Genomic DNA, 13,583 nt, shown 5'->3' on the forward strand with positions numbered 1-13,583 from the left:
GCCGCGCTCAGCAGGACGTGGCCGGGCGCGTTCGCCGCCGGGCGCGCGCCCGCCGCGGCCGGGGGCTCCGCGGCCGGGGGCTCCGCGGAGGCACCCGGGGCGTGGAGGGCCAGGGCGTTCATGGCCAGGGCGACGGCGACGGCGGCCACCGTCCCGTGGATGCGCTTGCTCACCGTGCGTCCTCCCGGAGCTCCTGGGGCGCCCCCAGGAGAGCACGCGGGCACGGCCGGCGGGGGGCGGTCGGGCGGTATGTCGCCCGACCGGGTCACCCGGCCGCCCACAGCCCCCGTACGTGCCCGAGGTGGCGCGTCATGACGGCGCGCACCGCCTCCTCGTCGCGGGCGGCGAGCGCGTCCAGGATCTCCAGGTGCTCCTCCGCCGATGCCTCCAGGCGGCCCGCCTCGACGAGGGCGTGCAGACCGTAGAGCCGGGAGCGCTTGCGGAGGTCGCCGACGACCTCGACCAGGTGTTCGTTGCCCGCCAGTGCGAGCAGACCGAGGTGGAAGCGGACGTCCGCCTCCACGTACGCGATGAGGTCGCCGGCCGCGGCGGCCGTGACGATCTCCCGCGCGACGGGGCGCAGGGCCTCCAGGTCGCCGGGGTCGGCGGTACCGGCGAGGCCCGCGGTGGTGGGGATCTCGATGAGCGAGCGGATGTGCGTGTACTCGTCGAGCTGCTTCTCGGAGACCGCGGTGACCCGGAAGCCCTTGTTGGGCACGGTGTCGACCAGGCCCTCCTTGACGAGGTCCAGCAGGGCCTCGCGGACCGGGGTGGCGGAGACGCCGAAGCGGGTGGCGAGGGCCGGCGCGGAGTGGACCTCGCCGGGCCGCAGTTCCCCCGCGACGAGCGCGGCCCGCAGGGCGTCCGCGACACGCTCGCGGTAGCTGGGCCTCTTGCCGCCGAGCGTGGGCAGGGCGGGGGCGCTGGGGCGCTGGGCGGCCATCGGTCGGTCTCCTCGGGACGGGCGGTGGAGGTCGTGCGGTTTCGGGAGCGGTGCGGTTTCAGAGGACGAAGCCCGCCGGGAACGGGTCGTCGGGGTCGAGCAGGTACTGGGCGGTGCCGGTCACCCAGGCCCGCCCGGTGAAGCTGGGCAGGACGGCCGGCGTCCCGGCCACCTCGGTGGTGCCGAGGAGGCGGCCGGTGAAGTGGGTGCCGATGAAGGACTCGTTCACGAACTCCGTGTCCAGGGGGAGTTCGCCGCGCGCGTGCAACTGTGCCATGCGGGCGCTGGTGCCCGTGCCGCAGGGCGAGCGGTCGAACCACCCCGGGTGGATGGCCATCGCGTGCCGCGAGTGCCGTGCCGTCGAGCCGGGGGCGGTCAGCTGCACGTGGTGGCAGCCGCTGATGGAGGGGTCCTCCGGGTGGACGGGCTCCTCCTGCGCGTTGACGGCGTCCATCAGGGACAGGCCGGCGGCGAGGATGTCGTCCTTGCGGGCCCGGTCGAAGGGCAGCCCGAACTGTTCGAGCGGCAGGATCGCGTAGAAGTTGCCGCCGTACGCGAGGTCGTAGGTCACCGTCCGGCCGTCGGCGAGCCGGATCTCGCGGTCGAGGGCGACGGCGAAGGACGGCACGTTCCTGAGCGTGACCGACCGGGCCGCCCCGTCCCTGACCTCGACCTCCGCGACGACGGGTCCGGCCGGGGTGTCGAGCCGGATGGTCGTCACCGGCTCCACGACCTCGACCATGCCGGTCTCCACCAGGACGGTCGCGACCCCGATGGTCCCGTGCCCGCACATCGGGAGGTAGCCCGACACCTCGATGTAGAGGACGCCGTAGTCGCAGTCGGGGCGGGTGGCGGGCTGGAGGACCGCGCCGCTCATCGCCGCGTGGCCGCGCGGCTCGTTCATCAGCAACTGCTTGATGTCGTCGCGGTGTTCACGGAAGTACAGCCGCCGCTCGTTCATGGTCGCGCCGGGGATCGTGCCGATACCTCCGGTGACCACCCGGGTCGGCATGCCCTCGGTGTGCGAGTCGACGGCGTGCAGGACGAGTCTGCTGCGCATGGTGCTGTCCCCTTCGGACGAGTTCAGCCGAGCCCGGCGGCGAGGGCCTTCTCCGTGGCGGCCCGGACGGCGGCCTCCTGGTCGGCCCGCAGCGGCGTGCGGGGCGGGCGCACCGGGCCGCCGTACCGGCCGGCGATGTCCATCGACAGCTTGATCGCCTGGACGAACTCCACCTGGGAGTCCCAGCGCAGCAGTGCGTGCAGTTGACGGTAGAGGGGCAGCGCGGTGCCGAGGTCGCCCCGCACGGCGGCGCGGTACAGCTCGACCGACGCGGCGGGCAGCGCGTTCGGGTAGCCGGCGACCCAGCCCCTGGCGCCCGCGACCGCCAGCTCCAGCAGGACGTCGTCGGCGCCGACCAGCAGGTCCAGTTCCGGGGCGAGTTCGGCGATGCGGTAGGCGCGGCGCACATCGCCGGAGAACTCCTTGACGCCGTGGACGTACCCCTCGCCGTGCAGCCTCGCGAGCAGTTCGGGCACCAGGTCGACCTTGGTGTCGATCGGGTTGTTGTACGCCACGACCGGCAGGCCCGCCTTCGCGACCTCGGCGTAGTGGGCGAGGACCGAGCGCTCGTCGGCCCGGTAGGCGTTCGGGGGCAGCAGCATCACGGAGGCGCAGCCGGCGTCGCGCGCCTGCTCGGCCCAGCGGCGGGCCTCGGCCGAGCCGTAGGCGGCGACGCCGGGCATGACGCGCGAGCCGCCGACCGCCGCCACGGCCGTCTCCACGACCCTGGCGCGCTCCTCGGGCGTCAGCACCTGGTACTCGCCGAGCGAGCCGTTCGGGACGACACCGTCGCAGCCCTGCGCGACGAGCCAGGCGCAGTGGTCGGCGTAGGCGTCGTAATCGACGGAGAGGTCGGCCTTGAGCGGGAGCGCGGTGGCGACGAGGACGCCGTGCCAGGGGCGGTTGCCGGTCATGAGGGTTCCATCCGATCCATGGGGTCCGTAGGGCGTACGTGTCGGGCGCGTGCGTGCGTGTCCGTGTGTGCGTGTCCGTGTGTGCGGGGCGGGTCAGGGGGAGGCGTCGGGTTCGCGGGCCAGCACGCCCAGGGGCACGGGACGGGCGAACGGCCGTCGTGCGGGCGTCGGCGGGCAGCCCGTGAGCCCCGCCACCGCCGGGCCGCACATCCGGCCCTGGCACCAGCCCATCCCGGCGCGGGTCAGCAGTTTCACGGTGCGTACGTCGCCGGCGCCGAGTCCGTCGACGGCCTCCCGGACGGCGGCGGCGGACACCTCCTCGCAGCGGCACACCTGGGTGTCGTCCCCGACCCGCTCGGTCCAGCGGGCGGGCGGCGCGCAGACGCGGTCGACGACCGCGAAGAACTCCCGCAGCCCGGCGCGTGCCCCGGCGGCCTCCGCGTACGAACCCGGCTCGGGTGCCCGCGAGTCCAGCCGTGCCGCGACGGACAGTCCCGCGATCCGCCCCTCGGCGAGCGAGAGCGCCGCGCCGCCGATCCCGGTGGTCTCGCCGGCGGCCCAGACCCCCGGGACGTCGGTGCGCTGCTCGTCGTCCACGGCGACGCCCGTCCCGTCGAGGCGGCAGCCGAGCGTCTCGGCGAGGTCGGTGTGCGGGAGCATGCCGTGCCCGACGGCGAGGCTGTCGCAGGGGATGCGCCGCTCGCTGCCGTCCCTGACCCGCCCGTCGGCGTCGAGCGCGGCCACGGTCACGGCGTCGAGCCGGCCGGTGCCGTGCGCCGCGACGACGGTGTGGCGGACGTGCACGCCGACCCGGTGCCGGGCCAGCCGTGCGGCGTAGCGCGCCCCTTCGGCGAGCTTGTCCGGGTGGGCGGCGAGGACCCGGGCGTGGCGTACGAAGGCCCTGGGGTCGGCGGACTCCACCAGGGCGGCCACCTTCGCCCCGGCGTCGGCCAGCCCGACGGCCACGGGCAGCAGGAGCGGCCCCGTCCCGGCGACCACGGCGGTACGCCCCGGCAGCACGAGTCCGCCCTTGAGCATGGCCTGCGCCCCGCCCGCGGTGACGACCCCGGGGAGGGTCCAGCCGGGGAAGGGCAGCACCTTCTCGTACCCGCCGGTCGCGAGGAGCACGGCGTCGGCACGGACCGCGACGGACTCCTCCTGGCCGGGCCCGAGCAGGGCGTGCGCGGTGAACGCGCCCCGCGCCCCCTCCACGCACCACACGTGGTGGTCGGCCAGGTGGGTGACCCGTCCTGCCGCGATGTGCGCCGCGAGGCCGTCGCGCAGCCGTTCCCAGGTGCGCCATCCGTGGTGCAGGGCCCGGGTGCGGCGGGCGCCCAGGCCGGCACCGGGCTGCCGGTGGAACTGCCCGCCCGCCTCCGGGGCGGCGTCCACGAGGGTCACCCGCACGCCGCGCGCGGCGGCGGCGAGGGTGGCGGCGAGCCCGGCGGGGCCCGCGCCGATCACCACGAGGCCGGGTCGTTCAGTCATCGTGTCCGGTCCCTTCCTGGGTGCGGATGACGTCACCGGGTTCCGCGCGCACCAGGCAGGCGCGCTGGTTGGGCCGCCCGTTGACGGTCAGCAGACAGTCGAAGCACACGCCGATGCCGCAGAAGACACCGCGCGGTTCGCCCCTGTCCCGGGTCGTGCGCCAGGACACCACACCCGCCGACCACAGGGCGGCGGCGATCGTCCGGCCGGGCAGGACGGTGATCTCCCGCCCGTCGAAGGTGACCGTGAAGGAGGGCTCCGGCCGGGCCCGGACGAGTCTGGCGGGGGTGCGCGGCCTCATGGGCCCTCCTCGGGGGACGTGTCGGGAAAGGCCGCAGACGTGCCGGGAAAGGCCGGCGACGTGTCGGGGAAGCGGTCCGGGCGGAACGGCGTGAGGTCCAGGTCCGGTGCCCGGTCCGTGAGCACCTGGGCGATCAGATGGCCGGTCCCCGTGGCGAGTCCGATCCCCGCGCCCTCGTGCCCGCACGCGTGGAAGAGGCCGGGCACGCGCGCGTCGGGCCCGACGGCGGGCAGGTGGTCGGGCAGGTACGGCCGGAAGCCCTGGTAGGCGCGCAGGGCCCGCACCCGCTCCAGGAAGGGGAACAGCAGGGTCGCCTCCGCCGCGAGCCGCCGGGTGACGGGCAGTGAGAAGGAACGGTCGAAGCCGATCCGTTCCCGGCTGGCCCCGATCAGTACCGGTCCCGCCGCCGTGCCCTCGACCACCGGGGAGGTCTGGAGGGCCGCCGAGTCGCTGGCCACGTCGGCCACGTAGTCCGCCGCGTACACCTTGTGGCGCACCCTGGGCGGCAGTGGCTCGGTGACCAGGACGAAGCCGCGCCGGGGCAGCACCGGCAGGGACACCCCGGCCAGCGCGGCGACCTCCCCGCCCCAGGTCCCGGCGGCGTTGACGACCGCGGGCGCGTGGATGTCGCCGTGCGGGGTACGGACACCGCGCACCGCCCCCGAGGCCGTGCGCAGCACCTGCGTGACCGGCCGGCCGGTCCGCAGGCGGGCACCTGCCGTGCGGGCGAGCCGGAGGAGACGGGCGGCCGCGAGGGCCGGCATCACCTGGGCGTCCTGCGGGTAGAGCACACCGCCGGCGAGCCCCGGCGCCAGGTACGGTTCGAGGTCGTGGAGCCGGTCGGGCGCGACGGGCACGGCCTCCACCCCGGCGGCGCGCTGCGCGGCGGCGAGCCCTTCGAGCGCCGTCAGCCCTTCGGAGGCGGAGGCGACGACGAGGCCGCCCTTGGCCTCGTACTCGACGGACTCCCCCACACCGGGCTCGGCGGCCAGGCCGGCCCACAGCCGGCCGGAGAGCAGCGCGAGTTCGAGTTCGGGGCCGGGTTCCTTGTCGGAGACGAGCAGGTTGCCCTCCCCGGCCCCGGTGGTGCCGCCGCCGACGGGTCCGCGGTCCACCACCACGGCACGCAGCCCGGCCCGGGTGGCGTACAGAGCGCAGGCCGCCCCCACCATCCCGGCCCCGACAACAACGACATCGCAGGTCAGCGCCTTACTCACGCCAGTACTATGTCACATACCCCCTCCTGGGTACAGGGGCCGCGGTCCCCCTGGAGCCCCGAAGGGGCGCGGGGAACTGCGCACCCGGCCCTCACCGACCCGCGCCCGCCCCTTCGCCCCCACCGCCCCGCACCCACTCCCTTCGCACCCCCTCACCCCCGCCGCACCACGACCCACCGCGAAGGCAGTTCGATCGCGGAACCGTCCGCACGGCACTCCGTGGTGACGAGCGGCAGCCCTCCTTCCGCCAGCACCACGAGCCCCGCGGCCCGCAGGTACCCGGGGACGGCGGCGTCGGCCACCTCCCCCGGCGCGATCCCGTGCCGGAAGACGGGCGCGAGCTTCGCCGGCGGCCCCCCGCGCTCCCGCGCGAGCCCCCGCAGCAGCGCCCCCGCCGCCTCGGACGGCTCGACGACGAACGCCCGCCCCCGGTCACCCACCAGCGTGGCGATCCCGTCGACGAGCGACTGCCGGTCGCCCTCCTCGCACTGGTGCAGGACCCCCCGCACATAGACGTTCGCGTCGCCCAGTTCGGCATGCAGCATCTCCGCCTCGGCCCGCTCCACCGCGTCGAACAGCCGGTAGGACGCCTGCCCCGCCGGATCCGCCAGCCGGGCGTGGTCCAGGGCGGCGGCCGACAGGTCGGCGCCGACCACCCGCGGGTACCGGTCGGCGAGGAACCGCGTCTGTGTGCCGTTGCCGCAGCCGAGGTCCACGAGGGGCAGCCCGGGCGCGGTCAGGTGCGGCTCGAACAGCGCGAGGTGGACCCGCGCGGTGACCGCGGGCGCGGCGTCCCAGAAAACGGCCCCCTGCCCGGCGGGAGCCTCGCGCCAGAAGCCCTCCCACGCCTCTCTGTACCGACTGGTCACACTCATACCGGCTCCCCAGGGTGCGGCAGCGGACCGTCGGCGGACCGCCGGAAAGTGACGGGCAGTCCGGTCTACCGCGCCCGGCGCGAAGCGACAAGGACACGGCGCGCACCTTCGCGCACCTTCATGGCACCCACGACACCCGTACGCCGCTGTGCGCCCCCGGCGCGGTGCCGTGCGCGAGGGGGCGGGCCCTCAGACCCGGCGCCGCGGCACGGTCAGCTCGCACCACACCGTCTTGCCGGAGGCGGTCCGGCTGGTCCCCCACTCGCGCGCCAGCGTGCTGACCACGCGCATCCCCCGCCCGGCCTCGTCGAGCGCTCCGGCGCTGAGCAGTGTCGGCAGGGTGTGGTCGTCGTCGTCCACCTCGCAGAGCAGGGTGTCGCCCCTGACCAGCCTGAGGCCGACCGGCCGGCCGCGGGAGTGCCGTACGGCGTTGGTGACGAGCTCGCTCACCAGCAGCTCGGTCGTCCCGCCCAGCGAGGCGAGACCCCATACATGGAGCTGTTCGCGGACCGCGGCGCGCGCCCTGCCGACCTCCCGCGGGTCGTGCCCGATCCGCCACTCGGCGACGTCCTCGGGCTCGATGCCGTTGAGCCGCGCCATCAGGAGCGCCACGTCGTCCTTGCGCCCGCCGCGGCCCGCCGCCGAGAAGGTCGCGGCGAGGGCGCGGATGATGGTGTCGCAGGCGTCGTCCATGGACGCGGCCGGATGGGCCGCGGACGCGCAGAGCGCGGCGAGCCCGACAGCGATGTCCTCGCCGCGCACCTCGACCAGGCCGTCGGTGCACATCACGAGCCGGTCGCCGGGCGCCACCCGCACCCGGACCGACTCGAAGGGCACTCCGCCGACACCGACGGGCGCGCCGGTCGGCAGGTCGAGGAGATCGCTGCGACCGTCCTCGGCGCGGACCAGCACGGGCGGGACGTGTCCCGCGTTGGCGATCTCCAGCTCACCCGCGATGGGGTCGTAGATCGCGTACAGACAGGTCGCGAGGTAGTGCTCACCGAGCCGCTGCGCCAGGTCGTCGAGGCTGCGCAGCAGCTGCGCGGGCGGCAGGTCGAGGGCCGCCATGGTCTGCACGGCGGTGCGCAGCTGCCCCATCATCGCGGCCGAGTTGAGACCGTGTCCCATCACGTCGCCGACGACGAGCGCCGTCCGCGAGCCGGGCAGTTTGACCGAGTCGAACCAGTCGCCGCCGACCCGCCCGAGCAGCGTGCCCGGCAGGTAGCGGGTGGCGATGTCGCAGCCGGACATCCGCGGGGCGATGTGCGGCAGCATGCTGTCCTGGAGGGTCTCGGCGACGCTCTCCTGGTACGTGTACATGCGGGCGTTGTCGAGCACGAGCCCGGCGCGCGCGGCGAGTTCGGCGCCGGTGACGCGGTCCATGTCGTTGAACTCGACGCGCTCCGGGTGGCGCAGCAGGATCATGAAGCCGAGGACGACGTTGCGGGCCTTGAGCGGTACGACCAGCATGGAGCGGCCGGTGATCAGGGGCCGGATGTCGCGCTTCTCGAACTGCGCGGCGATCATGTGCCCCAGCTGCTCGCTGATGCGGGGGACGAGGACGGGCTCCCCGCTGGTCATGCACTGGAAGAACGGGGTGTGCGCCGGGAACGGCATGGCCTCGCCGACCGGCACGACGTCGTCCCAGCGGCCCGGCTCGTCCGTGTGCTCCACCGCGACCCGGTGCCACAGGGTGGTCGTGTCGGGCACGCCCTCGGGGAAGCCCTCACCGGCGACGACCTGCTCGCGCAGATAGGTCCCGGCCACGTCGGTGAAGCGCGGGACGACGGCCCGGCTGACCTCGGCGACGGTGCGGGACAGGTCGAGCGAGGTGCCGATGCGGCCGCTGACCTCGTTCAGGAACTCCAGCCGCTCCCGGACGGCCGCGTACTCCAGGTCCTGGCCCTCGTCCCCGGCGTCCTGCGGGAGGGGCTCGCCCGACGCGGCGGCCGCGGCCGCCCGCTCCCGGCGCGCCTTGCGTTCGGTACGCCGGGGCACGCCCCAGTCGGGGGTGACGGGAACGCGGTCGTTCTGACTGAACTCCAGGACCGGATAGCCCAGTTCGAGCACCTGGTCGACGATGCGGGCGCTCTCGCCGACGCTCATGCTCGGCAGGATCTCGGGCAGTCCGCGCGCCAGTTCCTCGGCGCCGGGGAAGTCGGTGTGCAGGGCGAACCCGGGCGCGACGCGCTCCACGACCGGCCCCGCGCCGCCGTCCCCGTGGCGCAGCGCGCCCGCGTCGGCGGCGAGGACCAGCAGCCGTTCCGGGCCCGGCCTCACCAGGGGATAGGCCCACCACAGGACGTCGATCCGGTCGCCGCCGGCCGCCGTCAGCCGGGCGCGGCCCGCGGCCGGGTAGAACAGCCGTCCGTCGAGGGAGGATTCGAGGTCGGGTCCGAGCCCGTCGTACGCGGCGTACGCCCCGTAGGGCGCGTCCTCCCCGTCCTCGGGCAGGGCGCCGGAGACGGGCAGCAGGTCGACGACGGGACGGCCGACGGCCTCCTCCCGCGCGGTACCGAAGAGGCGGCGGGCGCCCCGGCTCCAGTGCGAGACCAGTCCCGCACGGTCCACCACGACCACGGCCAGCGGAATCCGTCCCGCCGCGGCCCCGTCACCGGTCCCGGAGCCGGTCGCGGGACCGGCCGGGGAGCCGGTCGCAGGGCCGTTCACAGAGCCGGGAGGCACGCCCTTCTCGCTGCCACGGTCCATGGCCCATGCCTCTCTCCCACGGTCCGCAAGATCTGCACCGCCACGACAACCACGGTACGGCTACGCCCGGTGGCCATGTGTGCCAATCGGTGAAATGGCCCCGGCGCACACCGGCGCCCCGACACCCCGTCAGGAACCGGGCCCCGGCGCGTCCCGAAGGGCCCGGGGCCGGCGCGTCCCGAAGGGCCCGGGGCCGGCGCGTCCCAAGGGCCCGGGGCCGCCCTCAGTCCTGGTGCCCCAGCCGCAGATCCCGTTCGGTCCGCCCGCCCCCGGCCACCCGCAGCACGGTGGCCACCGGCGGGTACCCCGCGGCGATCACCGTGTACTCCCCCGGGGACAGGTCGGCGAACCGGAACGCCCCGTCGCCGCCGGTGGTCAGCGTCCCCACCGTCCTGCCCGTCGCGTCGAGCAGCGTCACCCGCGCGTCCTCGACGGGCCGCCCCCCGCCGGCCCGTACGGTCCCCCGCAGCAGCGCCCCGCCCGTGAGCTCGACGTCCTGGCGGGTCTCCCGGGCGGCCCGCACACCGACGGGCAGGGCGGCCGGCCGGAAGTCCGGAGCGCTCGCGGCCAGCGTGTACTCCCCCGCCGTCAGCTCCGTGATGCCGTAGCCGCCCTCCGGTCCGCTGCGCGTGGCGGCGACCACCTCGCCGTGCGCGTCGGTGAGCGTGACGGTCGCGTGCCGCACCGGCACGCCGTCCGCCGTGACCACCTTCCCGGCCAGCCGTCCCGCCACGCCGAGCACCACGTCCAGCTCCACGGGCCGCTCGCCGACGGTGACGCCGGCCGCCTGCGGCTGGTGCCCGCCGGCCGCCGCGATCAGCACGTACGAACCCGGTGCGGGCGCCGGCAGCGCGTACCGGCCGTCCTCGACGCTCGCGCCCCGCCCGATCTGCCGCCCGGCGACGTCGACGAGGGTGAGGGCGGCGCGGGGCACGGCGGTGCCGTCGGGGTGCCGCACGGTGCCGTGGACGGTGACCCCGGCGGCGTACGGCGAGCGGGCGCCGGGGATCGAGGGGGCCCGCGTGCCGGCCGGGGCGGTGGGCGGGACGGTCTCCGGGGCCGCGGCGGGGGCGTCGTGGGGCGCCGGGGGTTTCTCCTTGAGGAAGCAGGCGACGAGCAGGCCCAGGACGAGCACCGGCACCAGGTACAGGAAGAGCCGCGGCATCGCGTCGGTGTACGCCGCGGCGTAGCCCTCGCGCAGCTCCGCGGGCAGCGCGTGGATCAGGCGCGGGGTCGCGGACCCGGGATCGGGCAGCCCGGTCCCGGCGGGCGGGCGCCCGGCGGGGGACCGGGCGAGCCGTTCGGCGAGGAGCGTGCCGAGGACCGCCACCGCGACGGCGCCGCCGAGCTGCCGGAAGCAGGTGTGGGCGCCGGTCGCGGCGGACAGGTCGCGCGGGTGCGCGGAGTTCTGCGCGGCGAGGACCAGTACCGGCATGACCAGGCCGATCCCGGCGCCGAGCACGGCCGTCCACACCCCGAAGTGCAGCCAGGGCGTGTCGGCTTCGAGCCGCGAGAGCAGCCACATTCCGGTGCCGGACAGCGCGCAGCCGAGCACCGGGTAGATCCGGTGGCGGCCGCCGCGGCCGATGAGGTGGCCCGCGACGACCGAGGCGCCGACGATCCCGCCCGTCATCGGGAGCATCAGCAGACCGGACCGGGTGGCGGTGGCGCCGGCGGCCAGCTGCAGATACGTGGGCAGCAGACAGGCCGCGCCGAAGAGACCGGCCCCGACGGCCACGCCCACGACGGCGGTGACGCCGAAGACCCCGTCACGGAAGAGCCGCAGGGGGACGAGGGGTTCGGCGGCACGGTGCTCGGCGAGGAGGAAGAGCACGGCCGAGACGGCGGCGCCCGCGGCGAGGCCGAGGACGACGTGCGAGTCCCACGCGTACTGTCCGCCCGCCCGGCCCGCCAGCAGGACAAGGCAGGTCGAGGCGGCGGTGAGCAGCAGGGTGCCGAGGACGTCGGGACGCGGCGCCGCCGCGGGCCTCGGCAGCCTGAGGGCGACGGCCACGACGGCCAGCGCGAGCAGGCCGAAGGGCACGTTGACGTAGAAGCACCAGCGCCAGGAGAGGTGGTCGGTGAACCAACCGCCGAGCAGCGGGCCCGCGACCGAGGCGAGGGCGAACGCGGCGCCGGTCAGTCCCATGGCGCGGCCCCGCCGGCGGAGCGGCACGATGTCCGCGAGGATCGCCTGCACTCCGCTCATGAGACCGGCGGCGCCCGCGCCCTGGAGGGCGCGGAAGGCGATCAGCTCGTCCATGGTGCGCGACCGGCCGGCCAGCGCGGAGCCGGCCACGAAGACGAGGACCGCGAACTGGAAGACGCCCTTGCGGCCGTAGCGGTCGCCCAGCCTGCCGCAGACGGGCAGTCCGACGGCCGAGGCGAGCAGGTACGCGGTGATCACCCAGGACATCCGGTCCGGGCCGCGCAGCTCCCCCGCGATCGTGGGGAGCGCGGTGGCGACGATCAGCTGCTCCAGCGCGGCGAGCGACAGCGCGAGCAGGAGCGCCCAGAACACCAGGCGCGCGCGGCGCGGGCTCAGGGCCCCCGGCCGCGAGCGCCCCGGTGGCTCCCGGGGCGTGTCCGGGGCCGGAGCCGGGACGTCCCGTCCGCCCTCCGCCAGAACCGTGCCGCCCACGTGCTGCTCCCCTCGTCGCGCCTGCGCGGCCCATTTCTCGCATTACGCGACATCTGGGAGCAAGCGCGACGAGTCGCCCGGAGGGGGCCCCGACCGGCATATCCGCCGGTCGGGGCCCTGCGGCGGGCGAGGGGGCCGGAGCGGGAACCACCCGAAACGGTGAGCGTGCGGGTCCGGCGGACCCGGGAACCGCCGGGAACCGCCGGGAGCAACTGCTACGGCTACTGCTTCTGCATCTCGGCGTCGANGGAACCGCCGGGAACCGCCGGGAGCAACTGCTACGGCTACTGCTTCTGCATCTCGGCGTCGAGGTTCGCCAGCACTCCGTCGTAGATGCGAGCGAGGCCCTTGGGGGCGAAGGTCTTCTCGAAGAAGCCGCCGATGCCGCCGGCGCCGTTCCAGACGGCGGTCACGACGACCCGCGCCCTGCCCTCACCGGCCGGGGTCACCCGCCAGGTGGTCACCATCGAGGAGTTGCGGTCCTTCTCCACGAGTTCGCCGTCGGTGGGCTCGCTCACCTCCAGCAGGCAGTCACGGATCCGCTTGCTGGTGGCCTGGAGCTTCCAGTGGACGAGGGTCCCCTCGCCGTCGCCGCCCTCGCGCACCTCGTACTCGCTGAAGTGCTCGGTGAGGAGCTTCGAACGCGTCCCGGTGTAGTCGGCCAGCGCGTCGAACACGTCGTCGGGCTTGCCCGTGACGACTCGTTCCGTGGTGGCCTCGACCTGCGCCATTGCGTTCCTCCAGCACTCGGGATCTCGGACGTCGGGGCTCAGCCAACCATCACGGCGCCGAGCCGCTCAAATCGGGGTCCCCGAGGGGGACGGCGACGGCCCGCGCAGCGTCGCGGGAGCCCCGGTCACCGCCGCGATCGAAAAGGGGTTCGCACGATCAAGGGAACATCTGTTCTATTCTGTGTTCAGTGCTATCGAGGAGGCGTCATGCGGTGGGAGAACCTCGCAACGGAGTCCGACGGGAACCCGCCCGCGGATCCGGCCCTCTTCGGCGCGGACACGGTGACCACCCGTACGTTCGAAGGACCTGAGTTCCGCGGGATCACCTTCCACGAGATCCGGGCCCGGTCGATCGTCAACCGCGTGCCGGGGGCCTCGCGGATGCCCTTCGAGTGGACGGTCAACCCCTACCGGGGCTGCACGCACGCGTGCGTGTACTTCACTGCCTGACTCTATTGAGCCCGGGAGGGCCGATGCTCAGCACTCCGAACGCGGACAAGGCATGGAAAGGCATGACGAGGTCCTTCCCCGTCCCGGAGGCGCCAGGCCGGTACGCCGCCCCGAGCAAGGCGGAGAGGGCGGCTTACGCAGTGCTGCTGCATGGACCGGCCGCGCGCTCAAGCGGCGCCGACGCGAGTGATTGGCTGCTGCTGCGCGACCGCACAGCGAAGCGCCCGTGACCAACGCACCAGCAGCAGCCACAC

10 protein-coding genes and 1 pseudogene are annotated in these 13,583 nt (G+C 75.1%); 1 reads left to right on the forward strand and 10 read right to left on the reverse strand.

The features are described 5' to 3' along the window. Positions 1-265: 265 nt before the first annotated feature. The 10 genes from KM933_RS25060 to KM933_RS25105 all read right to left on the reverse strand — a co-directional run bounded on the left by KM933_RS25060 (position 266) and on the right by KM933_RS25105 (position 12,879). Positions 266-943, reverse strand: a complete 678-nt coding sequence (locus tag KM933_RS25060; protein ID WP_221355922.1) for a GntR family transcriptional regulator — start codon at positions 941-943, stop codon at positions 266-268. 58 nt (positions 944-1,001) lie between these two features. Beyond that, positions 1,002-2,003, reverse strand: coding sequence for a proline racemase family protein (locus KM933_RS25065; RefSeq protein ID WP_221355924.1), 1,002 nt, complete (start codon positions 2,001-2,003; stop codon positions 1,002-1,004). 23 nt (positions 2,004-2,026) lie between these two features. Then, the gene (locus KM933_RS25070) at positions 2,027-2,917 is read right to left on the reverse strand and encodes a dihydrodipicolinate synthase family protein (RefSeq protein WP_221355926.1); all 891 of its coding nucleotides are present in this window, start codon (positions 2,915-2,917) and stop codon (positions 2,027-2,029) included. 93 nt (positions 2,918-3,010) lie between these two features. Further along, positions 3,011-4,405: an NAD(P)/FAD-dependent oxidoreductase gene (locus tag KM933_RS25075; protein WP_221355928.1), complete on the reverse strand. Its 1,395-nt coding sequence runs from the start codon at positions 4,403-4,405 to the stop codon at positions 3,011-3,013. Further along, positions 4,398-4,706: a (2Fe-2S)-binding protein gene (locus KM933_RS25080; protein WP_221355930.1), complete on the reverse strand. Its 309-nt coding sequence runs from the start codon at positions 4,704-4,706 to the stop codon at positions 4,398-4,400. The genes KM933_RS25075 and KM933_RS25080 overlap by 8 nt, the downstream gene beginning before the upstream one ends. Next, positions 4,703-5,923, reverse strand: a complete 1,221-nt coding sequence (locus tag KM933_RS25085) for an NAD(P)/FAD-dependent oxidoreductase (RefSeq protein WP_221355931.1) — start codon at positions 5,921-5,923, stop codon at positions 4,703-4,705. The genes KM933_RS25080 and KM933_RS25085 overlap by 4 nt, the downstream gene beginning before the upstream one ends. A 152-nt stretch (positions 5,924-6,075) precedes the next feature. Next, entirely contained in the window at positions 6,076-6,798 is a 723-nt protein-coding gene (locus tag KM933_RS25090) for a class I SAM-dependent methyltransferase (RefSeq protein WP_221355934.1), read from the reverse strand. Positions 6,799-6,987: 189 nt separating this feature from the next. Next, a complete protein-coding gene (locus KM933_RS25095; RefSeq protein ID WP_221355936.1) occupies positions 6,988-9,507 on the reverse strand; it encodes an ATP-binding SpoIIE family protein phosphatase in 2,520 nt (839 codons plus the stop codon). 223 nt (positions 9,508-9,730) lie between these two features. Then, positions 9,731-12,148: an MFS transporter gene (locus KM933_RS25100; RefSeq protein ID WP_221355938.1), complete on the reverse strand. Its 2,418-nt coding sequence runs from the start codon at positions 12,146-12,148 to the stop codon at positions 9,731-9,733. A 284-nt stretch (positions 12,149-12,432) separates the two neighbouring features. Next, a complete protein-coding gene (locus KM933_RS25105; RefSeq protein ID WP_221355940.1) occupies positions 12,433-12,879 on the reverse strand; it encodes an SRPBCC family protein in 447 nt (148 codons plus the stop codon). Between the two features lie 207 nt (positions 12,880-13,086). Here KM933_RS25105 and KM933_RS25110 point away from each other — a divergent pair. Beyond that, positions 13,087-13,317: pseudogene (locus KM933_RS25110) on the forward strand (Rv2578c family radical SAM protein); the annotation flags it as partial. Positions 13,318-13,583 lie beyond the last annotated feature (266 nt).

It is taken from the genome of Streptomyces beigongshangae (assembly GCF_019710745.1).
GTDB classification, from domain to species: Bacteria; Actinomycetota; Actinomycetes; order Streptomycetales; family Streptomycetaceae; genus Streptomyces; species Streptomyces beigongshangae.